The organism is Pseudalkalibacillus sp. NRS-1564, assembly GCF_050467905.1.
Taxonomy (GTDB): Bacteria; Bacillota; Bacilli; order Bacillales; family Guptibacillaceae; genus Guptibacillus; species Guptibacillus hwajinpoensis_B.
Map to the genome: position 1 here is coordinate 1 of NZ_JBITPM010000030.1, position 21366 is coordinate 21366.

Below are 21366 nucleotides of genomic sequence, written 5' to 3' on the forward strand. Positions count from 1 at the left end.
AGAGGGGTTTTGGTTATCTAGTTCATTTATCTCTTAATCGTATTCGCCAGTCCCATCATTTCATCGGCCATCTTTATCGCCTGGCTCTGGAATTGAAGTAACCGCTGGGTTGAGATCATCTCGGTCGTTTCGTTCGCTAGATCAACGTTCGACATTTCGAGAAATCCCTGTCTCGTTTTAAATTCTTCCCCAGGAGCGACAAGCTCAAGCTGCTCAGTATCTTGAAGAGAGAATTCATTTCCTCCCACATTGGTGAGAGCCTCGGGCCGATTAATCTTGGCGATGCTAAGTTGATAGGTTTGTTCATTTCCAGTTGCATCTGTCGCCACAATTTCTCCAGTATCAGAGATGGCAAGTTTAGCCGGATCGCTGTTAAATGTAATCGCATTTCCGCTCGTGTCTAGAATCGGGTTACCGCTATTATTCACGAGTGACAAAGTCCCATTCTGATTTTGTAGTTCGAATGATCCGTCCCTTGTGTAGTGAATACTATCACCATTTTGAGTTCGGAAATAGACGTTCTCTCCTTCAAGCATGACGTCAAGATCTCTGCCAGTTTCTTGTGCTGATCCTTGTTCATTACGAAGGGTTGTTAAGCCGATTTTTGAGCCGAAACCAACGCGAAGATTTTCTGGTGTTTCTCTTCCAGGCTCCGTGGCCTCACCTGTTTGGTTCGCATACGTTTGAGTTAATAGATTTTGAAACGTCGCTTCACGGCTTTTGTACCCTGCTGTATTCACGTTCGCAATATTATTTGCGATTGTATCTATTTTCTTTTGTGTCTGACTAAGTGAAGAAGAGGCTGTGGCCATCTGGATATTCAATCGTAACCCTCCTAGTAAACGCGACCAACATCATTGACTGACTTGTCGATGCTTTGATCATAAGTTTGTAGTACTTTTTGGTTTGCTTCATATAAACGATAAGTATTCAGCATATCGGTCATCGTGGTCGTCATATCAACGTTCGATCCTTCGAGAAATCCTTGCTTCACGGCGTACTGGTTGATGTCTGTCGTCTGGATATTTCTCGGTGCATCATTTTCATTACCTTCCCATTCGAAGACACCATTTCCTTGCTGTGCTAGCTTGGATGGATCGCCCGTATAGCCAATCCATATTTGTTGCTCATTTCCGTTTCTTTCACGAATTGTTCCATCGTCGGTCATTGTAAAAGAATCATCATTGAGTTGAATTGGCTGAAGATCTTCCCCAAGAACTTGGTATCCTTCGCTCGTTGTTAGAAATCCATCTTCATTTACTGAGAAATTTCCATTTCGTGTATAGCGAATGTCATTATCTTCAAGGCGAACACCGAATAAGAGTAGGCCTTTTTTACCGGTTTCTGCATCAATTGGAAGGTTCTCATCGTTGAGAGCCATGTCTGTTTGTTTGCTCGTTTCTTTAAGGGAACCGTTTGAGAAATTAGGAATGCCTTCTTGTGTATAGACGCCTTGTTGAAGAGTGCCAATGGAAGAGTTAGGGGTAGGTGTGTTCGTATTTCTTTCTTTTAGTAGATATTCAGGGAAGGAACGGAAGGTTGCTTCATCCTGTTTGAAGCCCGGTGTTTCGGCATTTGATAAATTATTCGTTAAGAATTGTTGCTTTCGCTCACTTGCCATCATACCGGATGTTGCCGTATACATGCCTTTAAACATTATTTCGCTCCCATCGTAGTACTATCGAACGCGTACATTGAATTTTGTAACTCTATTATACCGTTTAAATATGGGAAAATTAAGTGAAAAAAGTCGTTTTTTAGGTTAAAACACTCATTTACTATTATTTTTGACAATGCTATGCTATCACTAACGAAAAAATTGTCGAATGAGTATAACTATGGTTTTGTATCCATTTTTTAACTTTAAAAACAGTTTTATACAAGGAGTGTGAAAAGCTTCGTGAACGTTTTTCAATCGATTAGACCGCTTGAACAAGCATTGAATGCGTCGATGGTGCAGCAGCGTACTATCACATCAAATATATCAAATGTTGACACCCCTAATTACAAACGTCAAACCGTTTCATTTCAAGACACCCTGCAGGATGCAACAAAGAATCTGCAGAGCTACAAATCCAACCCCAAACACGTCCCTTTTAGTAACGAAAATAATGCATCAAAGACCGTTGTCAAAACGGATCAAAATACACTTAATCAATCAAATGGCAATAACGTCGACACGGATGTTGAAATGGCCGAACTTGCCAAAAATCAACTCTGGTACAATGCGATGATTGAAAAGACCAACAGCCAGTTCCGTGATTTACAGAAAGCAATTAGAGGGAGCTAAATCATATGAATTTATTTAATGGGTTCAATACGAGTGCTTCAGCTTTAACTGCAAACCGTCTTAGAATGGATGTTGTTTCGTCCAATATCGCAAACGCTGAAACGACTCGCTCTGAGCTCGTCGATGGGGAATGGCAGCCATACAAGCGAAAAGTGGTAGAGCTTAAGGAAAATTCGTTCGAGAGTAAGCTTCAAGCCGCAATGGGAAATGGCGAAGCGCCAACAGGAGTGAAAGTGTCGAACATTAAAGAAGATAATGCTCCTAATAAACTTGTTTATAATCCCGCTCATCCCGATGCGAATGAAGAAGGTTATGTGGAAATGCCAAACGTGGATATGGTGAAAGAAATGGTTGATATGATGTCAGCATCTCGTTCCTATGAAGCGAACGTAACAGCGTTAAACGCAACCAAAAGTATGTATATGAAAGCGCTCGAACTTGGTAAATAACGGTCGGGCATAGGAGGATCTTATGAACACAATTAGTGCACTTCAGCAGCTTCCAACACAAGCGAAGTCTCAGGTTACTTCGGGTGAAGCAACGGCTGATTTTGGTCAGATGCTTCAGGATGCGATCAAACAGGTGAACAACAATCAAGTGGCATCTGAACAGATGACGAATAAGCTTGTGACTGGAGAAGTTCAGGATGTTCACGAGGTTATGCTTGCAGCACAAAAAGCCTCACTATCTCTAAATTTAACGGTAGAAGTGAGAAATAAGGTTATTGAGTCATACCAAGAAATCATGCGTATGCAAATGTAGTATGTCAGGGATGGATAAGAGATGAACCAACAACTACTAAATTTTACAAGTCGCTGGAAAGAAACATGGGGTAGCTATTCAACGAAAACCAAATGGCTCATCGGAGGGACTTTTCTGGTCACTCTTCTTCTGCTTCTATTCCTTGTTTTTTGGATGTCTAAACCTAATTTAACGCCGATTTATTCTAATTTAACGCCGACAGAAGCTGGTGAGATCAAAGGGGCCATTGAGCAGAAGGGAATTCCGGTAGAAGTTTCAGCGGATGGAACAACGATCAGCGTGCCAAAGGATCAGGCGTCTGATTTAAAAGTAAGTCTAGCGGCTGAGGGTATTCCAAAAAGCGGTAACGTTAACTACAGCATCTTTAGTGAAAACATGGGCATGGGGATGACAGATCGCCAATTCGATGTTGTAGAGCGAGATGCGATGCAAAATGAACTGAGTTATTTAATTGAACAAATTGGCGGTATTCAGGAATCAAAAGTGATGATTACCCTACCGGCTGAAAGTGTTTGGCTTGATGAAACAGGTGAGACAGCTTCTGCCTCGATCGTCCTTACGAGGGATCCTGGTGCTCAGCTTGACCAGGGCCAAATCACAGGCCTTTATCATCTTATAAGTAAAAGTGTTCCGAATCTCCCTGTTGAAAACATTGTCATCATGGACCAGAACGGAACTGCTTTTGATTACGGCGAAAGTGGCGGCGTTGATACAACTTTATCCGCTTACCAGCAGCAAGAGGACATTCGTAACGGCATCGAAAAAGACATGCAGCAAGAATTACAGCAAATGCTTGGCATGATTCTCGGACAAGATAAAGTGGTTGTTTCTGTAATGGCTAGCGTGGATTTCACAAAAGAAAAGCGCACGGAAGACCTTGTCGAACCTGTTGATGAAGAAACAGGTGAAGGCATTGATATTAGCGTTGAGAAAATCATGGAATCCTATTCCGGTGATCAAGCCGCTGCCCAGGATGGAACGGGTACAGATGAAGGCGAGATTCCAAACTATAATGCAGATGACCCAGATGCCAAGGGCGACGGCTCTTATGAAAAAGTAGAAGATCGCATCAATCGTGAAGTGAATCGTATTCATAAAGAAATCGAAGAAAGCCCTTATATGATTGATGATATTACAATTAACGTTGGTGTAGAGCCACCTGTCGCTGACGATATGACTAGTTTAACAGCAGCTCATATAGAAGATATTCGCACTGTGCTCAAAAATGTTGTCCGTACGTCTTTGAGTGAAAGTGATGTTCCGCTTGAGGATGCTGCTCTTGAAGAACGTATCTCTGTATTTGCGAATGAATTTAGAGGGCGTGCGGACTATGAAGAGCCAAAGCCAGACATCTTTTCTTCTGTTCTAGACAGTGTTCCAAGCTGGGTGATTTATGCGGTAGCTGGTGGCGTTGGTATTCTTCTAATTGGTGGAATCATTCTTCTCTTCCGCCGAAAAGGAAATAAGGATGAGGACGACTTCATGGAATTTGAACAGGCGTACAGTGTACCAGAGGATCACTACTTGCCGAGGGAAAAAGAAGAACGTGAAGTGGATATGACACCTGATGCACTAATTGGAAAAGATGAAATTGAAACTCTCGCAAAAAATGATCCGGAAGAGTTTGTGAAACTACTAAGACTATGGATGAACGAAGAGTAGGGGGATTGGATGGTGAGTAGTTTAGAAGAATTAACAGGAACTCAGAAAGCAGCGATCCTTCTCACTTCTTTAGGTGCTGACCTTTCGATTCAAACATTTAAACACTTATCTGAGAAGGAAATTGATCAGCTTGCGCTTGGCATTTCAGAGCTTCGCAAAGTTGAGCCCGATGAGCGAGAAGCCGTCGTGGATGAGTTTATCCAGATGGTAAAAGCAAAGGATTACATTGCCGTCGGAGGAATTGAATACGCAAGACATATCCTTGAGCAAGCGCTAGGACCGAAAAGGGCAGAAGAAATTTTGTCTCGCTTAAGCATCAATTTAAAGGTAAAGCCATTTGCATTCGCAAAAAAAGCAGATCCTGATCAAATTCTAAACATTTTACAGCAGGAGCATCCCCAAACGATCGCTCTTGTCTTATCTTATCTTGATGCGAAGCAATCTTCCAAAATTTTATCCTCGCTACCTCAAGAAAGTCAGGCAGATGTGGCAAGAAGAATTGCGCTGATGGATAGTACCTCACCAGAAGTGATTAGTCAGCTTGAAAAGATCATTGAAGGTAAGCTTAACGCTAGCGGTTCGCAGGACTATGCGTTTACTGGTGGTGTGGAATCAATAGTTCAAGTTCTAAGCAGTGTTGATCGAAGTACGGAAAGAACAATTCTTAGCTCGCTTGAGAAAGATGATCCAAGCCTAGCAGAAGAAATTAAGAAGCGGATGTTTGTCTTTGAAGACATTGTTACGCTTGATGACCGATCCATTCGCCTCGTCATTAGTGAAGTGAAAGATGAAGATCTTTCTATAGCGCTTAAGGTAGCGAGTGACGATGTGAAGGATACAATTTTCCGAAACATGTCTAACCGCCGGGTAGATACGGTGAAAGAAGAGATCGAATTGATGGGGCCACTTAGGCTTCGTGAAGTGGAAGAAGCGCAAACACGCATCGTTTCTGTCATCCGTTACCTCGAAGAAACAGGTGATGTCATGATTGCACGCGGTGGAGGAGATGATCTGATTGTCTAATATCATCAGAAAAACCTCTGGAGAGAAGCGAGCCGTTCCGAAAGTAATTGAGCAGCGAACGGTCGCAGAGCCAAAGCGAAATCGCATATTGCCTTCTCGTACTACGACAATTGAAGAAAAGAAATCGCAGCTTCTTGAGATGATGATCCGGCTAGAAGATCTTTATCATACAATTCGAACAAGACTTGGAGATGAAGAAGCGAACGTTCATCAAAATCTTGAGAAAAAGCAGGAACAAAAAGAGCTTGAGTGGCAGGAAATCACGAAGAAAACGTATCGAGAAGCAGAAGAAAGCGGATATACAGCGGGTTATGAAGCAGGCATGCAGCAAATTCATTTCGAGCTCGATGAAAAGAAGAAGGAAATGGAACACATGGTAAAGGGCGCTTATGACAAGAAGGAAGAATTAATTCAGGATGCTGAACCGTTTCTTCTATCGCTAAGCACAGCCATTGCGAAGAAAATCATTTTAAAAGAAATGGAACAAAATCCAGAGACGCTGCTTGGCATGGTGAAAGATACGCTAAAGAAAGTAAAGGATCGTGGAGAAGTCATTGTTCAAGTTTCAACAGAAGATTATCAGCATGTGATACCAATGGTTGACGAGCTTGAAAAACAACTTGATGTGAATGCGAGCTTAAAGCTTGTGCCGATGAGTGACTCGGAAGTCGGTTCAGGACTTGTTCATACGCCGAGCGGGTCGTACGATATTTCGATTAACAGCCAGCTTTCTGAGATGAAGAAACAGCTGCTTGCTATGTTTGAGGAGCGAACTGTCGATGAGCATTAATGTTGAGCCATATCTTTCGCAGCTTCATTCGATGGAAACGGTCCAGAAGTATGGCAAGGTGACACAGGTTATTGGGCTAACGATCGAATCACTTGGTCCAGAGGTTAAAATTGGTGAGCTTTGCTACCTTTATCCAGGACCATCAAAGGAACCAATTGAAGCAGAAGTAGTTGGCTTTCGCGAAAATCGTGTTCTGCTCATGCCGATGCATGACCTATCAGAAATTGGTCCAGGTTGCCTTGTAGTGGCGACAGGACAGCCACTTGAAGTGAAAGTGGGCTATTCACTACTTGGAACGATTCTCGATGGGCGCGGCAGACCTCTTGATTACTCGGATCTCCCTGGTGGACTGAAGGCTGTATCCACAAATCGAAAGCCACCAAATCCAATGACGCGTCCGCGCATTACGACCCCCTTTCAGCTTGGTGTTCGCGCTATTGATGGACTGTTAACAGTCGGTCAAGGACAGCGGATCGGTATTTTTGCCGGAAGTGGCGTTGGAAAAAGTACGTTAATGGGAATGGCGGCTCGAAATTCAGAAGCCGATGTGAATGTGATCGCCTTGATCGGTGAACGAGGACGGGAAGTAAGAGATTTTATTGAGCGTGATCTTGGTGAAGAGGGTCTTAAAAAATCGGTTGTCGTTGTGGCAACATCTGATCAGCCTCCACTACAGCGGATCAAAGGGGCGCTTACGGCAACGGCGATCGCAGAGTTCTTTCGTGATCAAGGAAAGAACGTCATGCTAATGATGGATTCTGTGACACGCTTTGCCATGGCACAGAGGGAAGTTGGGCTGGCAATTGGAGAGCCACCAACTAGTAAGGGATATACACCAAGCGTATTTGCTCTTTTACCCAAATTGTTAGAACGATCTGGCACAGCTGAACAGGGATCGATTACAGCTTTTTACACTGTTCTTGTTGATGGTGACGATATGAACGAACCGATTGCAGATGCGGTGCGAGGGATTCTAGATGGGCATATTGTCTTGGATCGGAAGCTCGCTCAAAAAGGCCAATATCCAGCGATTAACGTTTCAGAGAGTGTTAGCCGTGTGATGAAAGAAATTGTGACTCCAAAGCATATGAAGTCTGCAGAAGAATTTAAGCGACTTCTTGCTGTGTATGTTTCTTCTGAAGACCTTATTAATATTGGCGCTTATAAAGCTGGAACGAACAGCAATATTGATAAAGCGATCTCGATTCATCCGGAGATTGAGAAATATATTAAGCAGGGCATTGATGATCAGGCTTCATTTGAAGAAAGTCAGGACTGGCTTTTATCCCGATTTGGAAAGGATGACTAACCATCGCAGCTTTTCAATTCCCATTTCAACGGATTTTGGATGTAAAAGAAAATGAAAAATCACAGGCACAGCTAGACATGGCTGAATCACTCAAAGCACAAGTGGATATCGAGCATTCCATGCGTGATCTTGAGCAAGCGGTTCTTTCCATGCGTCAGAGACTGGAAGAGCGTCAACAAGAAGGGGTTTCCATTATAGATCTTCTTAAGGAAGAAGAGCATATTACCTATCTTGAGGGGCAGCTCCACCAGAAAAGAAATCAGCTGATTCAAGTTGAACATCAAGTGAGTGAGCAGCAGGACACGCTTGCTTCTAAAGTAAGAGAAGAGAAAACGTGGCAGTCAATCAAAGAGACGAGAAAAGAAGAGTTTTATCACGATATGAAAATGATTGAACAAAATGAGCAAGATGATTTAAATACCGTACGTGCGTATATGCTTGCAAGAAACGGCTAAGGGGTGAGGGGAATGCGAAAGCGACAGAAGAGTTCATGGAAAGAACGCATCATCCACGGTTTTCTCTTGCCGCTCGCGTTTATCGCTACGGTTATGCTTGTTGTTCTTCCGTTTCTTGGATACGATCTGTTCGCAATGGCCACTTCACTTAGTAAGAAGCCGATCGCATATGTAGAAGATAATTTTACAGCTGAGGCTACTGATCAAAATCAAGATGAAGTGCTAGAACAAGAAATCAATCAAAAGGATGGCGAAATCTCAGACTTGAAAAAGCAGTTAGATGAGCAAGAAATCGAGCTGAAGAAAAAACAGTCTGAGCTGGAATCGTTAGCTGAAGAAATGAAGAGCGAATTAGCTGACAAGGAAGAGCGACAGAAGAAGCTTCAGGAGTTAGCAAAAACGTATGAAGGAATATCAGCATCGAAGTCCGCGATGATTATGGAAAATCTTACGTTAAACGAGGCAGCTCTCCTGCTTGATGCAATGGGAAGCACAGAGCAAGCCGCTGTACTAGGCAAAATGAATGCAGCTGTAGCAGCAGATTTAACGATCGCGTTAAGAGATATTGAAAAAGCAGACGATCCTGAGATTGCTGCAATGCAAGAGAGAGTAACGCTCCTGATGAATGCGATTGATCGCGAAGATAGTTCGCTTTCTGTTTCAGACGTAGCTGATAATTTGTCAGAAATGACTGACGAAGAAGCGGCCCAAATCCTATCGGAGATGGCTCAGTCTAAAGAGGAGAAAGAAGTAGGGCTTTCCATTCTGAAAGAATTTGATGAAGAGAAGCGTACAGGGTTACTTGGAGAAATGGAAGAATCGATTTCTTCTAGTTACATAGCTGATTTAGCCAATTAAAAGGAGGTGAAATAGTGAACGCTATCCAGTCACTTGGAAAAAACATAATCGTTCAGCCTAAGGTTCGAACTGAAAATAGTCCAACTGGATTTTCAACGTTATTAAGTGCTTTAGGAAAAAAGCTTAATGTGAGTGAAAGTGAGTATTCAGAGACACATAACGAAAGCGAGTTAGAAGAGGGAGACAATAAGCCAACAAATAGTAGTGGTGAAGCCCCCGTGCACCTTCTCATGATGGGTGCTGTCAATGTTCCGCCAGTTCAACATGATCAAAACTCTTTATCGAAATCGCTTGCCCAACAAGGAACTGACATGAGTGGTGAACCACTACAAGTGAATGCTAATCGTATACAGGAGGAAGTAAGTCTACCCGGTTTTACAAAAAGTGAGTTTGTAGAAATCGAGCAAGTCTTACAAAATGAAGAACAAGTTCTTTCTGAAACGTTTGAGGTAGAGACGAAACTTCCATCTAATGTTATGAAACTTATGCAAGAGTTGAAGATGAAAGAGCCGAAAGAGCTCCTTTCAATGATGGAGAGAATGGCGACTGAACCGAAACAAGATAAAAAACTTGTTATGGACTCCGATCAAAACGTCCAGTTAGATGGAGAAGCTATTGAAGTTCAAGTAGAGACTCCAAAACATAGTGTTCCTGAAGGAAAAGAAACTAAGGCACTCGTCGAAAAGAGCGTATCTGGAGAAGTAGCTGATAATCAAGAGAAGCTTGTGACAGATCAAATGTCTGGAGATGAAATTCAGATAGACGAGAAGCCAGAAGCGCTTCCGCTAGCTAAAGGTAATGAATCTCAAACAACCATCAAGGAATCGACTACACCAGTTCCGGCTCGTTATGTTGCATCGGAGCTAAGTGAAATGATTACCGAGCGCATGCAACTATCGAAAAATGGAGATGAAACAAACATAAGAATTAAGCTTTCTCCAGAAAATCTCGGTCAACTTGATATTCGGCTAACAACTTCTGATGGGAAAGTGACAGCGCACATTATAACAGCGACTTCAGGGGCAAAGGACATGATTGAATCACAGCTTCACCAGCTACGTCATACGCTCATTCAACAGGGCATCCAACTTGATAAAGTGGAAGTCGTTCAACAGCCGCAGGGCTCACAACAATCGTTCATGCAGGATGGTCGCCAGGAGCAGGGTCAGGCGTTTCAACAAGGAAAGCACCGACAAGGGCGAAAAGGTGAATATGAATTAGAAGAGAATCCACTCGTAACGAATGAGCAAGAAGAAGGCGCATCTAGTGGGATTAATTACGCTATTTAGGAGGGGTGACATGAATACAGGTTCTGTCACAGCAACATCAGCTGTTCAAACACAAAAAACAGAGGCACCTGGTCAGTTAGGAAAAGATGATTTCTTGAAAATTCTCGTTGCTCAGCTCTCAAACCAGGACCCGATGCAGCCGATGCAAGATACTGAATTTATCGGGCAGATGGCGCAATTTAGTTCACTCGAGCAAATGACAAACATGAATAAGTCGATGAATAAATTTTTCGATAGTCAGTTACAAAGCTCGATGAAGGATTACGCACATTTAATTGGTAAAAGCGTTCAGTGGCAGGAGAATAACGAAGCGAACGCAGGTAAGGTAGAAGCTGTTTTATACAAAGAAGGCAAAGTACTCGCAGAACTTGATAGTGGCAAACAGGTAGATATCTCCCTATTAGAGCGTATCGAAACGGGGGAATAGTATGGTTCAAATCAATCAAGTTTATTATCCAAAGCAACCGATTCAACTAACTACAAAACAGGAGAATTCAAAAAAATCTTTTGCTGATCAACTAAAGCATTCGATCGATTCACAGATTTCATTTAGTCACCACGCACAGGTTCGACTTAAGCAAAATGGGATTTCCCTTTCGGACAATCAGCTCCAAAAGCTAAATGATGGAGTAGAAAAAGCGAGAGAAAAAGGATCAAACGAGTCGCTTATGTTAATGAAAGATCTCGCCTTTGTTGTTAGCGTCAAAAACAATAAAGTCATTACTGCTATGAAGCAGGATAGTATGGAGAATCAAATCGTCACAAACATTGACTCAGCACTTATTTTATAATGGCCGGACCGAGCAGGAGGCCGATTCGCTGTGGACCGATTGAAGCAGCGAAACAATTAGAGGGGGAAACAACTTGTTAAATTCAATGTACTCAGGCGTTTCAGGAATGAGAGGCTTTCAAACAAAGCTAGATGTTATCGGGAATAATATTGCGAACGTAAATACAGTAGGTTACCAGAAAAGTAGAGTGCTGTTTGAAGATCTACTCAGTCAGAGCGTGGCAGGAAACTCCGTAAATTCGAAACAGGTAGGTCTTGGTTCATCCGTATCGGCGATTAATATGGTAGATAGTCCCGGATCACCAATGACGACAGGGGTACAGACGGATTTGAGTATTCAGGGGGATGGGTATTTTACAGTAAGAAGTGACGGAACTGATTACCTTGCTCGTTCTGGGTCTTTTCAGGTTGATGCGACAGGAAATCTTGTGACAACACAAGGATACGCAGTGTTAGATGATCAAGGTAACCCTATTCAGCAGATCGGTGAAATTAAAAGTATTGATCGTAATGGGGTTATCACTTATACAGATACTCAAGGAAATGAACAACAAACTTTGAATCTAGGGATAAGCACAGTGCCAAATCCAGGTGGGCTTAATAAAGTAGGTAACTCACTTTTTCGTGAAACAGAAAAATCTGGGGATGCAGTACCAGGGCTTCCTCAAGACTCACGCGTCGTCGCTGGTCAACTCGAAATGTCCAACGTTGACCTAACCGAAGAGTTCACTGAAATGATTGTAGCTCAGCGTGGCTTCCAGGCGAACTCAAGAGTGATTACAACTTCAGATGAGATCCTTCAAGAAATCGTCAATTTAAAACGATAGGGGGTAAGGGCTGAGGAGTTTCCTCGGCCTGCTCTGTTCATATGATACCGTTAACTAAATTAAACCGTGAAGCGATGATGTTGAATGCCATTTACATTGAAACGATTGAGTCAACGCCGGATACGATGATTCTATTAACGAATGGAAAACGCTACGTTGTGATGGAGACAGTCGAGGAAGTAAAACAGCTTGTTACGGAATTCTATCGTGATATTCACGTATTAGAGAAATAATAGAAGAACGGGGGTGACCATGTTGTCTGATATGCTATCTCCAGCAACAGTTGATGCACTTCTTTCTGCCATCGACGATAAAGGGCAAAAGAAGTCAATGAAGGATAGAAAAGTGCAAACATATGACTTTAAAAGAGCGCTTCGCTTTTCTCGAGATCACATCAGAATTTTAACTCGTATCCATGAGAACTACGCACGTCTCATGACGACGTATTCATCGGCTCAGCTTCGGACGATCATTCAAGCCTCCGTTCATTCTGTTGATCAGATGCCATTTGAAGAATTTGTGCAGTCGATTACAGAGAATTCAATTCTTAGTCTCTTTGTTGCTTCACCATTGCAAGGACAAATGGTGCTTGAAGTAGCACCGGAGCTTGCCTATGCAATGCTGGATCGAATGCTTGGAGGTCAAGGGAATCAGCCTGAAAAACTGACACACTTAACGGAAATTGAAACGGTTGTTATTGAGCGGATTTTCGGTAAAATCTTAGAAAGCTTTCAAGATGCCTGGACATCGGTACTGAAGCTAAAAACTGAGCTTAAAGAGCCTGAAGTTAATCCACACTTTCTTCAAATCGTATCTCCAAATGAAACAGTCGTCACCGTGACACTGAATGTAAAAGTAGGCGAAGTAACAGGTAATATCCGTCTTTGTCTTCCACATGTTGTACTTGAGCCGATTATGCCAAGGCTTTCAGCTCATCACTGGCTTTCGAATCAGAAAAAGGATCGGGAGCCTCAGGAAAGTAAGGAACTTGAGAAGAGACTTAAGAAAACTAATTTAGGCATTATCGCTGAGCTAGGCCACTCTGAAATCACGATTGAAGAATTTTTAAATCTAGAAGATGGAGATGTGATTCGGTTGGATCAAACCGTCTCAGATCCATTGATTGTGAGGGTCGATAACCGGGTGAAGTTCCATGGACAGCCAGGGACTTCGAAAGGTCGGATGGCCGTACAAATTACAGAAGTGAAGGAAGAGGAGGAAGTAGGCCATGACGGATAATCGCCTTTCAAAAGATGAAATCAACGCATTATTTCAAGAGACAGCAGCAGGAAGGGAGGAACCTAACGTGTATTTTCATTCAATTGAAGAAGAAGCATTAAATGAACTTTTTAGCGTTGCGATCGGAAGCCTTACAACAACATTATCTTCCGTTTTCATGCAGGACGTTTTTGTATCAAATGTTCAGATGAACATCCTTCCTGACGATCGCTTTAAACAAGAATTAGCCCTTCCTTATGTTGAGGCCGCGATTCGCTATGAAGGGGCATCTTCCGGCGAATCGATCATTATGCTCAATCCACCTGATGCCCAAGATATGGCTGACATCTGGCTTGTGGCAAAGGGTGATGAAGGTGACGAGAGTGTTGATAAGAGTTTAACTGCTGTTATGACAGGAATGATGGAGAGCATACATAAAGGACTGAGCATGGCATCAGGTTCTTCATTTACAGGAACATTTACGAATCTTCAAGTTGTTTCAGAACCTGCTAATTCTATGTTATTGGAAAAAGCCGCTGAATCAGTGTATATGAACGTTTCGTTTGAACTTTCCATAGGATCGATTGTTCAAACGGTTGTACACCATGTCCTACCTGCATCTGTAGCAAAGCAAGTGAGTGAATTACTAATAAGTGAAGAAGATCTTCGGGAAGCCGTGCAGGAACAAGAGACACAGCAGGTAAAGGAGCATGAAGCTGAATTGCAGCAACAGCACCTATCGTTACATCAACAAAAGAATCATGAGGAAGAAGAAAGAGAATCGATGGATTCATTTGCGACGCGTGTGAAAGAACCTGAACCGAATATCCAAAACGTGCAGTTCACAAATTTTAGCCAGCAAGATCATCCGTACGGGGAACAAAGAAATTTGAACATGCTCCTAGATATTCCTCTTCAAGTAACGGTGGAGTTAGGGCGAACAAAGCGTATTGTAAAAGACATTCTTGAGCTCTCACACGGATCGATTCTTGAGCTTGATAAGCTTGCGGGAGAGCCAGTTGATATTTTGATCAATAGTAAACTCATTGCCAAAGGCGAAGTTGTCGTCATCGATGAAAACTTTGGTGTGAGAGTAACGGATATATTAAGTGCAGCAGAGCGTTTATCAAAGCTGCGTTAGAAGGAGTGCTTAAAAGTGAGACACCTTGTGATTGGCATCATGACACTCCTCAGCCTTGTTTTAGTAATGCCGCTTAACGCCATCGCAGCGGCAGATAATGGAAGTGTGAAAGACTGGCTCACAGAAAACGGGGATGACCCTGCTGATATAGAAGAGCAGCCTGCTGAAGTGGAAGGTTCAAACACAAATATTTTCTTTCTACTAATCAAGCTCGTTTTCTATACGATCGTCGTGGTTGGCCTCATTTATTTGCTGATTCGCTTTCTGTCCAAACGCCAACAAAAGCTTCAGCACCATTCCGTTTTCACTCAAATTGGCGGAACACCGCTTGGTAACAATAAATCCGTTCAAATGGTCAAGGTCGGGGATTCCCTCTACATGCTTGGGTTGGAGATAACGTGAACCTTCTTAAGGAAATTCAGGGTGAAGAAGTGAAGCGTATTTTAGATCAAGCTGAAGAACAGCGTTCGGGCTTTTCGTTTATGAATCAAAAGCAAGCAGGAATTCAAGAGATGATTCAGGCAAGTTTGAAGAAGCAAAGAAACAAACGTAAGGATTATTGGGATGACGGAAGCGGAAGGGACGATAAGTGATGGATTTACTCATAAACTTAACGATCCCAGGACTAGATTTCGGTTCAAACGCAACAGAAGATGTTTCCGTTACGATTCAGCTTGTCCTGCTTCTAACTGTGCTATCGCTAGCTCCTGCCATTCTTGTATTGATGACGTGTTTTACACGAATTGTTGTTGTCCTCTCCTTCGTACGCTCGGCGCTCGCAACACAATCTATGCCGCCGAATCAAGTGTTGGTCGGACTAGCACTCTTTCTAACTTTTTTCGTGATGTCCCCTGTTCTTTCAGAGATTAATAGCGAGGCGTTACAGCCTTATATAAACGAAGAGATTGGACAGGAGGAAGCGCTCGATGCCGCAGAGCTTCCGATTAAAGAGTTTATGGCAGGACATACACGAGAGAAAGACCTTGCCCTTTTTTATAAATACGCTGAGCTTGAAAAGCCCGAGTCGATCGAAGATATTCGGTTAACCGCACTCGTTCCAGCTTTTGCGATTTCAGAACTGAAAACGGCGTTTCAGATTGGATTTATTATCTTCATTCCATTTCTTATTATTGACATGGTTGTGGCCTCAACGCTTATGGCGATGGGAATGATGATGCTGCCGCCTGTCATGATTTCACTACCATTTAAAATTCTACTATTTGTGCTTGTCGATGGCTGGTATTTGGTCGTCGAATCACTTCTATTAAGCTTCTAAGGAGGACGACGATGACGCCGGATATGGTCATTTCACTTGCAGAAGATGCTGTTTATACGGTGATTATTATTTCAGCTCCGCTTCTCTTAATCGCACTTGGCGTTGGGTTAATCGTGAGTGTGTTTCAGGCGATGACGCAAATTCAGGAACAGACGCTTGCGTTCATTCCCAAAATCGTTGCCGTTCTGTTAACGATCGTTCTGTTTGGACCGTGGATGCTCACAACGCTACTCGATTACACAACGAACTTATATCAAAATCTTTATAGGTTTATCGGCTAGATATGGAAAGTGTCATTAACGCCCTTCCCTTATTTTTGCTTGTGTTTATGAGGGCGACATCTTTTTTTATAACAGCGCCGATCTTCTCAACACGAAGCGTTCCAAACCGCTTCAAAATTGGACTTGGTTTCTTTTTTGCGTTAATCGTCACGGCCGGATTAGGTACTGATGCAGAGCTAACGCTTGATCTCGCGTTCGTGATCATTATTTTAAAAGAACTTTTTATCGGGCTATCACTTGGATTTATTGCCTCCCTTATCCTGTATACAGTTCAGGTTGCGGGAGCGTTTATTGATTTTCAAATGGGCTTTGTGATGGCAAACGTAATCGATCCCCAGACAAGAGCTCAAGTACCGATTATCGGGAATTTCAAATACATGCTTGCTCTTCTCTTTCTAGTTTCCGTTGATGGTCACCACATGATGCTAGACGGGCTTGTTAGAAGCTATGAACTTCTACCAGCTGATGAGCTGCTGAGTCAGGCGGATAGTCAGTCCCTTGCAAAGTTTATCGCTGAAGTATTTGCAGGGATGTTCTTCTCAGCATTTCAGCTCGCGCTACCGATCGTTGCTTCCCTTTTTCTTGTGGATGTGGCGCTCGGCCTTCTTGCGAGAGCAGTACCTCAGGTGAATATTTTCGTTGTCGGTTTGCCGTTAAAAATCTTTGTCGGTTTCGTGCTTATTCTAGTGACGATTCCTACATTTTTCTTTTTACTGCGAGGGGTTTTTCAAGAAATGCTCGCTACGATGGGGCAGCTTATTCAAATACTGGGTGGGCAGTACGATGCGAACTTATCGCTTACAAATGGATCTCCAATTCTTTTCACAAGAAAAGACTGAGAAAGCAACACCACAAAAGAAGCAAGAATCTCGTAAAAAGGGTCAGGTGGCGAGAAGTGCTGAGATTCCATCCGCCTTTATGATGATTGGTGTGTTTCTGTTTATGTCTTTCATTGGTGGGTGGATGATTGAAAGCCTCGAGTCCATGATTCGAGGCAATCTTGTTCAGATTACAGATTGGACGCTCACAGAACAGAATGTTGATCGCATGCTTAAAGAAAATGTGTGGCAGGCGGCAATGATCGCAGCCCCGCTTATGGGAATTTCGCTCGTCATGGGAGTTCTAGGAAATTATATGCAAGTGGGATTTCTCGTTTCCACAGATCCCCTTCAGGCAAAGCTTGAAAGAATTAACCCATTAAAAGGTGCGAAACGAATATTCTCAGCTCGAACGCTCGTCGAACTATTAAAGTCGTTAATAAAAATTACGTTTATCTCAGCTTGCACCTTCATTGTTCTTTGGAATAAACGAGACGAAGTGATGCTCATTTCGCAAAAGTCGATCGGTGAAGCAATGGCACTTGTTGGTTCATTGATCGTTCAAACGGGCTTAGCTGTTGGAATTCTATTATTATTCCTTGCCCTATTAGACTATGTTTATCAGAAATATGACTTCGAAAAAAACATCCGAATGTCGAAGCAGGACATTAAAGATGAATATAAAAAGAGCGAGGGCGATCCGCTCATTAAATCAAAAATTAAAGAAAAGCAGCGCGCACTTGGAATGAACCGGATGATCTCGGAAATTCCCCATGCTGACGTCGTCATTACAAATCCAACACACTTTGCTGTTGCGCTTAAGTACGATCCAAAAGAAATGGATAAACCGACAGTTGTGGCAAAAGGAATGGACTTCGTTGCGCTAAAAATTAAAGAAAAAGCAAAAGAGCATGACATCATAACATCAGAGAACGTCCAGCTAGCTCGAGCGCTCTATCACCAGGTAGAGATAGGTGACGGCGTCCCTGAGGATCTTTTCAAAGCTGTTGCAGAAGTGCTCGCGTACGTTTATAGCATAAAAGGCTACCCGGGAGGAGGGAACTAACAATGAAAATAAAAGATTATGCCGTGCTCGTTTCTGTCATTATGATTGTGATCATGATGGTTATTCCGTTCCCTCCGCTCCTACTTGATTTTCTTATTATGCTGAATATTAGTCTTGCTTTAACAATTATCCTTGTCGCCATGAATACGAGAGAAGCGCTACAATTTTCGATTTTTCCATCGCTTTTATTGCTGACTACGCTCTTCCGACTTGGTTTGAACGTCTCGACTACAAGATCCATTCTGACGAATAAAACAGGTGGACAGGTTATTGAAACGTTTGGTTCTTTCGTTGTTGGCGGAAGTGTTGTCATCGGACTCCTTGTTTTTCTTATTCTTGTTATTATTCAATTTATCGTTATTACAAAAGGATCCGAACGAGTAGCAGAGGTTGGTGCTCGATTTACACTTGATGCCATGCCGGGGAAACAGATGAGCATTGATGCTGATTTAAATGCAGGAATGATATCAGATCGCGATGCAAAAGAAAGACGTCAGAAAATTGAGCGCGAAGCTGATTTTTATGGGGCAATGGATGGGGCCAGTAAGTTCGTAAAAGGGGATGCGATTGCTGGAATCGTCATTACGTTGATTAACATTATTGGCGGATTGATTATCGGCATGGTTGTGCACGGCATGCCAGTTGGTGATGCGGCAACTACTTTTACGCTGCTGTCGATTGGTGATGGTCTTGTCAGTCGAATCCCAGCTCTTCTTATTTCGACTGCTACAGGTATCGTCGTAACGAGAGCGGCATCAGACGGCAATCTAGGTTCAGATATTACTGCACAAATTTTTGCATATCCAAAGCTGCTTTACGTTGTTGGAGCGGTTATTACGCTCCTTGGACTTGCAACTCCCATAAACCCGCTTCTCACCTTTCCAATCGCAGGATTACTCGTCTATGGCGGCTGGACGATGCAGAAGAATCTTGATCAGACGAAGGAAGTTGAGCTAGCTGCTGGTCAAGAAGAAGTAGAAGAAATGAAGAAGCCTGAAAGCGTCACAAGTCTTCTTCAGGTCGACCCGATTGAGTTTGAATTTGGCTACGGATTAATTCCTCTTGCTGATCAAAAGCAAGGCGGTGATCTTCTTGATCGCGTGATTATGATTCGAAGACAAATCGCACTTGAGTTTGGAATTGTTGTTCCAGTTATTCGCATCCGCGATAATATTCAGCTTGAGCCAAACGAATACGTTATTAAAATCAAAGGAAACCGTGTTGCAGGTGGAGAGGTGCTATTAAACCAATATCTTGCGATGAGTAGCGGACTTGAAGATGAAACAGTCTCAGGGATCGAAACAGTTGAACCAGCCTTCGGACTTCCTGCTTTATGGGTAACAGAAGAAATGAAGGATCGCGCTGAGCTATCAGGATATACGATCGTGGATCCACCTTCTGTAGTATCAACGCACTTAACGGAAGTTATTAAGCGTCATGCGCATGAGCTGTTAAGTCGCCAAGAAGTGAAGCATCTTCTTGATAATGTGAGAGAATCGTCTCCTGCAGTGCTTGAGGAGCTAATCCCTAATATCCTTACAATCGGGGATGTTCAAAAGGTGTTGATGAGACTACTGAAGGAGAAAGTATCCATTCGTTCGCTCGATATGATTCTAGAATCGTTAGCTGATAACGGAGTTCGAACGAAAGATACGGATGTGCTAGCTGAATACGTGTGGCAGTCGCTATCACGCCAAATCACATCTCAGGTCGCCGTGCCTGGCGAAGCGGTTAAAGTGTTAACAGCTGGGGCCAGATTGGAGAAGCGATTCGCAGAATCTGTTCAGCAATCTGATCAGGGAAGCTACCTTGCGCTTGATCCTGAAACGTCACAGGCCATTTACCAGGAAGTACTTCAACAAGTAAGCCGCCTGCAGCAGTCAGGTATTCAGCCAATTCTACTAACGTCACCAGCGATACGCATGTATTTACGTCAGTTTCTCGAACGTTACATGCCGGAGCTGATGATCCTTTCCTATAGTGAATTAGAACCCGATGTAGAAGTCCAAAGTGTAGGAGTGATTAATCTACCATGAAGATTAAACGCTATGTAGTCAGCCATCTTCGCGAAGCAATGCCGCTGATAAGGCAGGAGCTTGGTCAGGAAGCCGTTATTTTAAATACAAAAAAGGTGAAAGTGGGCGGGATCTTTGGTTTTTTCCAAAAACAGCGTCTAGAAGTGCTCGCTGCCCTTGATGAAAAAAAAGGTAGAGAAGGAAGAAACTCGAGAATTTGCCACGCTATTGCAATCTGAAAAAAAGCGTCGTGAAGAAACGCCTGAACGGGTTGAAAAAAGTCCAGAGGTGATTCAAGAGAAACAAACGCCGCCACGACGGGAGGCGCTTGAAGCCAATGTACTTGATGAGCTGAAGTCTATGAAAGAAATCATGATGCGGCTGATGGAAAATGAACGGCTACCAAAACAGTTAAAGCCAGTTCAAACGTATTTAGAAGCACAGGAATTCTCTCATGAGATTCGTTCAGGAGTGATGGCGGAACTAATGATTAAATCAAAATCATACCCTACTTACACGAAAGAAGATGCTTTTGAGTGGATGAGACAGGAATTCGCAAAGCGAATCAAGAATTATCCTGATATAGGAATAAAAAAGAAGAAGCTAAGATGCTTCGTTGGCCCAACAGGCGTAGGAAAAACCACAACGATCGCAAAACTAGCAGGTCATTTATTATTAAAAGAGCGTCAATCTGTGGGACTGATTACATCAGATACTTATCGGATTGCAGCAGTTGAACAGCTTCGGACGTATGCTGATATTCTCGGTATTCCACTAGAAGTCGTTCAGTCTCCTGCGGATTTGGGTCAAGCTCTAGCGAACCTTTCATCATGTGATGTCATTCTAATGGATACAGCGGGACGCAACTATCAGCAGTACAGCTACGTTTCACAGCTTGAAGAACTGCTATCCGGTCAAGAATTATCGATCACGCTTATGTTAAGCCTCACACATCGCTATTCTGATATGAAATCGATCACCGATAATTTTCACTCTCTTGGTATTTCTGAGGTGATGATGACAAAGATGGATGAAACAAAAGTTCGCGGCCCCATTTTTAACTTGATGGAAGAATACAAACTTCCGATCTCGGTTCTAACGACAGGACAAAATGTACCTGATGATATGGTGACAACAACACCGGATTTCCTTCTTGATCTGGTCATGAGGGAGCGAGTGAATGTCTGATCAGGCAAACCAATTGCGGGAAGAAGTGATGAAGCGAATTCATCCGAATGCTAGTGGGAAAAAGACGAAGGTTATTGCTGTGACAAGTGGAAAAGGCGGCGTGGGGAAGTCGAATGTATCACTGAATTTTGCCCTCAGTCTTGCAGCGCTTAATAAGAAAGTGATTATTTTTGATTTAGATGTTGGCATGGCGAATATTGATGTGCTCATGGGTGTAACGCCTAAAGAAACGCTTATTTCCATGCTGGAAAAAAACTCTCTTTAAATGCTGTCATTGAAACAGGAGTAAATGGTCTTCAATACATTGC

28 protein-coding genes are annotated in these 21366 nt (G+C 42.9%); 26 read left to right on the top strand and 2 right to left on the bottom strand.

The window, feature by feature from the left end; all coding sequences use genetic code 11:
* Positions 1 to 26: 26 nt before the first annotated feature.
* Positions 27 to 824, bottom strand: coding sequence for a flagellar hook-basal body protein (locus ACIFPW_RS14030; RefSeq protein ID WP_430245154.1), 798 nt, complete (start codon positions 822 to 824; stop codon positions 27 to 29).
* Between the two features lie 11 nt (positions 825 to 835).
* The gene (locus ACIFPW_RS14035; RefSeq protein WP_303532564.1) at positions 836 to 1657 is read right to left on the bottom strand and encodes a flagellar hook-basal body protein; all 822 of its coding nucleotides are present in this window, start codon (positions 1655 to 1657) and stop codon (positions 836 to 838) included.
* Positions 1658 to 1900: 243 nt separating this feature from the next.
* Here ACIFPW_RS14035 and flgB point away from each other — a divergent pair, with 243 nt between their 5' ends.
* The 26 genes from flgB to ACIFPW_RS14165 all read left to right on the top strand — a co-directional run bounded on the left by flgB (position 1901) and on the right by ACIFPW_RS14165 (position 21323).
* Positions 1901 to 2290: a flagellar basal body rod protein FlgB gene (flgB, locus tag ACIFPW_RS14040; protein ID WP_430245157.1), complete on the top strand. Its 390-nt coding sequence runs from the start codon at positions 1901 to 1903 to the stop codon at positions 2288 to 2290.
* A gap of 5 nt (positions 2291 to 2295) precedes the next feature.
* Complete coding sequence (flgC, locus tag ACIFPW_RS14045; protein WP_226615807.1) at positions 2296 to 2739, top strand: flagellar basal body rod protein FlgC; 444 nt, start codon at positions 2296 to 2298, stop codon at positions 2737 to 2739.
* Between the two features lie 22 nt (positions 2740 to 2761).
* The gene (gene fliE / locus ACIFPW_RS14050; protein ID WP_303532558.1) at positions 2762 to 3052 is read left to right on the top strand and encodes a flagellar hook-basal body complex protein FliE; all 291 of its coding nucleotides are present in this window, start codon (positions 2762 to 2764) and stop codon (positions 3050 to 3052) included.
* A gap of 21 nt (positions 3053 to 3073) precedes the next feature.
* A complete protein-coding gene (gene fliF / locus ACIFPW_RS14055) occupies positions 3074 to 4714 on the top strand; it encodes a flagellar basal-body MS-ring/collar protein FliF (RefSeq protein ID WP_303532556.1) in 1641 nt (546 codons plus the stop codon).
* Positions 4715 to 4723: 9 nt separating this feature from the next.
* Positions 4724 to 5737, top strand: a complete 1014-nt coding sequence (gene fliG / locus ACIFPW_RS14060) for a flagellar motor switch protein FliG (RefSeq protein ID WP_430245159.1) — start codon at positions 4724 to 4726, stop codon at positions 5735 to 5737.
* Positions 5730 to 6527 carry a FliH/SctL family protein gene (locus ACIFPW_RS14065; RefSeq protein WP_430245162.1) on the top strand — a complete coding sequence of 266 codons (798 nt, stop codon included), beginning with the start codon at positions 5730 to 5732 and terminating at the stop codon, positions 6525 to 6527. The genes fliG and ACIFPW_RS14065 overlap by 8 nt, the downstream gene beginning before the upstream one ends.
* A complete protein-coding gene (gene fliI, locus ACIFPW_RS14070) occupies positions 6517 to 7836 on the top strand; it encodes a flagellar protein export ATPase FliI (RefSeq protein WP_430245164.1) in 1320 nt (439 codons plus the stop codon). The genes ACIFPW_RS14065 and fliI overlap by 11 nt, the downstream gene beginning before the upstream one ends.
* 35 nt (positions 7837 to 7871) lie before the next feature.
* Positions 7872 to 8291, top strand: coding sequence for a flagellar export protein FliJ (locus tag ACIFPW_RS14075; RefSeq protein WP_430245166.1), 420 nt, complete (start codon positions 7872 to 7874; stop codon positions 8289 to 8291).
* Between the two features lie 12 nt (positions 8292 to 8303).
* Entirely contained in the window at positions 8304 to 9149 is an 846-nt protein-coding gene (locus tag ACIFPW_RS14080; protein ID WP_430245168.1) for a hypothetical protein, read from the top strand.
* A 14-nt stretch (positions 9150 to 9163) separates the two neighbouring features.
* Positions 9164 to 10438 carry a flagellar hook-length control protein FliK gene (locus ACIFPW_RS14085; RefSeq protein ID WP_430245170.1) on the top strand — a complete coding sequence of 425 codons (1275 nt, stop codon included), beginning with the start codon at positions 9164 to 9166 and terminating at the stop codon, positions 10436 to 10438.
* A gap of 10 nt (positions 10439 to 10448) precedes the next feature.
* Entirely contained in the window at positions 10449 to 10865 is a 417-nt protein-coding gene (flgD, locus tag ACIFPW_RS14090) for a flagellar hook assembly protein FlgD (protein ID WP_430245173.1), read from the top strand.
* Between the two features lies 1 nt (position 10866).
* Positions 10867 to 11229 (top strand): TIGR02530 family flagellar biosynthesis protein, encoded by a 363-nt coding sequence (locus ACIFPW_RS14095; protein ID WP_430245175.1) that lies wholly within the window; start codon positions 10867 to 10869, stop codon positions 11227 to 11229.
* Between the two features lie 73 nt (positions 11230 to 11302).
* Positions 11303 to 12055, top strand: a complete 753-nt coding sequence (locus tag ACIFPW_RS14100; protein ID WP_226615797.1) for a flagellar hook-basal body complex protein — start codon at positions 11303 to 11305, stop codon at positions 12053 to 12055.
* 41 nt (positions 12056 to 12096) lie between these two features.
* Positions 12097 to 12288, top strand: coding sequence for a flagellar FlbD family protein (locus tag ACIFPW_RS14105; protein WP_303532536.1), 192 nt, complete (start codon positions 12097 to 12099; stop codon positions 12286 to 12288).
* Between the two features lie 22 nt (positions 12289 to 12310).
* Positions 12311 to 13294 (top strand): flagellar motor switch protein FliM, encoded by a 984-nt coding sequence (fliM, locus tag ACIFPW_RS14110; protein ID WP_430245178.1) that lies wholly within the window; start codon positions 12311 to 12313, stop codon positions 13292 to 13294.
* Positions 13284 to 14414 (top strand): flagellar motor switch phosphatase FliY, encoded by a 1131-nt coding sequence (gene fliY, locus ACIFPW_RS14115; protein WP_430245180.1) that lies wholly within the window; start codon positions 13284 to 13286, stop codon positions 14412 to 14414. The genes fliM and fliY overlap by 11 nt, the downstream gene beginning before the upstream one ends.
* A 15-nt stretch (positions 14415 to 14429) precedes the next feature.
* Positions 14430 to 14816, top strand: coding sequence for a flagellar biosynthetic protein FliO (locus tag ACIFPW_RS14120; RefSeq protein ID WP_430245182.1), 387 nt, complete (start codon positions 14430 to 14432; stop codon positions 14814 to 14816).
* Positions 14813 to 15007: a hypothetical protein gene (locus tag ACIFPW_RS14125; protein WP_430245184.1), complete on the top strand. Its 195-nt coding sequence runs from the start codon at positions 14813 to 14815 to the stop codon at positions 15005 to 15007. Before ACIFPW_RS14120 ends, ACIFPW_RS14125 begins: the two co-directional genes overlap by 4 nt.
* Positions 15007 to 15690, top strand: coding sequence for a flagellar type III secretion system pore protein FliP (fliP, locus tag ACIFPW_RS14130; protein WP_226615792.1), 684 nt, complete (start codon positions 15007 to 15009; stop codon positions 15688 to 15690). Before ACIFPW_RS14125 ends, fliP begins: the two co-directional genes overlap by 1 nt.
* An 11-nt stretch (positions 15691 to 15701) precedes the next feature.
* Positions 15702 to 15971 carry a flagellar biosynthesis protein FliQ gene (gene fliQ, locus ACIFPW_RS14135; RefSeq protein WP_098445458.1) on the top strand — a complete coding sequence of 90 codons (270 nt, stop codon included), beginning with the start codon at positions 15702 to 15704 and terminating at the stop codon, positions 15969 to 15971.
* Between the two features lie 2 nt (positions 15972 to 15973).
* On the top strand, positions 15974 to 16810 hold the full coding sequence (gene fliR / locus ACIFPW_RS14140) for a flagellar biosynthetic protein FliR (RefSeq protein WP_430245186.1): 837 nt from the start codon (positions 15974 to 15976) through the stop codon (positions 16808 to 16810).
* Positions 16755 to 17855 carry a flagellar biosynthesis protein FlhB gene (gene flhB, locus ACIFPW_RS14145; RefSeq protein WP_430245188.1) on the top strand — a complete coding sequence of 367 codons (1101 nt, stop codon included), beginning with the start codon at positions 16755 to 16757 and terminating at the stop codon, positions 17853 to 17855. The genes fliR and flhB overlap by 56 nt, the downstream gene beginning before the upstream one ends.
* A gap of 2 nt (positions 17856 to 17857) precedes the next feature.
* Positions 17858 to 19891, top strand: a complete 2034-nt coding sequence (gene flhA, locus ACIFPW_RS14150) for a flagellar biosynthesis protein FlhA (RefSeq protein ID WP_430245191.1) — start codon at positions 17858 to 17860, stop codon at positions 19889 to 19891.
* A complete protein-coding gene (locus tag ACIFPW_RS14155) occupies positions 19888 to 20109 on the top strand; it encodes a hypothetical protein (protein WP_430245194.1) in 222 nt (73 codons plus the stop codon). The genes flhA and ACIFPW_RS14155 overlap by 4 nt, the downstream gene beginning before the upstream one ends.
* Positions 20051 to 21058 (top strand): flagellar biosynthesis protein FlhF, encoded by a 1008-nt coding sequence (gene flhF, locus ACIFPW_RS14160; protein WP_430245196.1) that lies wholly within the window; start codon positions 20051 to 20053, stop codon positions 21056 to 21058. The genes ACIFPW_RS14155 and flhF overlap by 59 nt, the downstream gene beginning before the upstream one ends.
* The gene (locus tag ACIFPW_RS14165; protein ID WP_430245198.1) at positions 21051 to 21323 is read left to right on the top strand and encodes a P-loop NTPase; all 273 of its coding nucleotides are present in this window, start codon (positions 21051 to 21053) and stop codon (positions 21321 to 21323) included. The genes flhF and ACIFPW_RS14165 overlap by 8 nt, the downstream gene beginning before the upstream one ends.
* Positions 21324 to 21366: the final 43 nt, after the last annotated feature.

Coding starts and splice junctions, on each gene's coding strand:
- fliE (WP_303532558.1), top strand. CDS start 2,762: ATGAACACAATTAGTGCACTTCAGCAGCTTCCAACACAAGCGAAGTCT.
- flhA (WP_430245191.1), top strand. CDS start 17,858: ATGAAAATAAAAGATTATGCCGTGCTCGTTTCTGTCATTATGATTGTG.
- ACIFPW_RS14165 (WP_430245198.1), top strand. CDS start 21,051: ATGTCTGATCAGGCAAACCAATTGCGGGAAGAAGTGATGAAGCGAATT.
- ACIFPW_RS14080 (WP_430245168.1), top strand. CDS start 8,304: ATGCGAAAGCGACAGAAGAGTTCATGGAAAGAACGCATCATCCACGGT.
- flhB (WP_430245188.1), top strand. CDS start 16,755: ATGCGAACTTATCGCTTACAAATGGATCTCCAATTCTTTTCACAAGAA.
- flgC (WP_226615807.1), top strand. CDS start 2,296: ATGAATTTATTTAATGGGTTCAATACGAGTGCTTCAGCTTTAACTGCA.
- ACIFPW_RS14095 (WP_430245175.1), top strand. CDS start 10,867: ATGGTTCAAATCAATCAAGTTTATTATCCAAAGCAACCGATTCAACTA.
- flgD (WP_430245173.1), top strand. CDS start 10,449: ATGAATACAGGTTCTGTCACAGCAACATCAGCTGTTCAAACACAAAAA.
- fliQ (WP_098445458.1), top strand. CDS start 15,702: ATGACGCCGGATATGGTCATTTCACTTGCAGAAGATGCTGTTTATACG.
- ACIFPW_RS14155 (WP_430245194.1), top strand. CDS start 19,888: ATGAAGATTAAACGCTATGTAGTCAGCCATCTTCGCGAAGCAATGCCG.
- fliY (WP_430245180.1), top strand. CDS start 13,284: ATGACGGATAATCGCCTTTCAAAAGATGAAATCAACGCATTATTTCAA.
- ACIFPW_RS14035 (WP_303532564.1), bottom strand. CDS start 1,657: ATGTTTAAAGGCATGTATACGGCAACATCCGGTATGATGGCAAGTGAG.
- ACIFPW_RS14105 (WP_303532536.1), top strand. CDS start 12,097: ATGATACCGTTAACTAAATTAAACCGTGAAGCGATGATGTTGAATGCC.
- fliI (WP_430245164.1), top strand. CDS start 6,517: ATGAGCATTAATGTTGAGCCATATCTTTCGCAGCTTCATTCGATGGAA.
- fliF (WP_303532556.1), top strand. CDS start 3,074: ATGAACCAACAACTACTAAATTTTACAAGTCGCTGGAAAGAAACATGG.
- flhF (WP_430245196.1), top strand. CDS start 20,051: ATGAAAAAAAAGGTAGAGAAGGAAGAAACTCGAGAATTTGCCACGCTA.
- fliP (WP_226615792.1), top strand. CDS start 15,007: ATGGATTTACTCATAAACTTAACGATCCCAGGACTAGATTTCGGTTCA.
- fliR (WP_430245186.1), top strand. CDS start 15,974: ATGGAAAGTGTCATTAACGCCCTTCCCTTATTTTTGCTTGTGTTTATG.
- fliG (WP_430245159.1), top strand. CDS start 4,724: ATGGTGAGTAGTTTAGAAGAATTAACAGGAACTCAGAAAGCAGCGATC.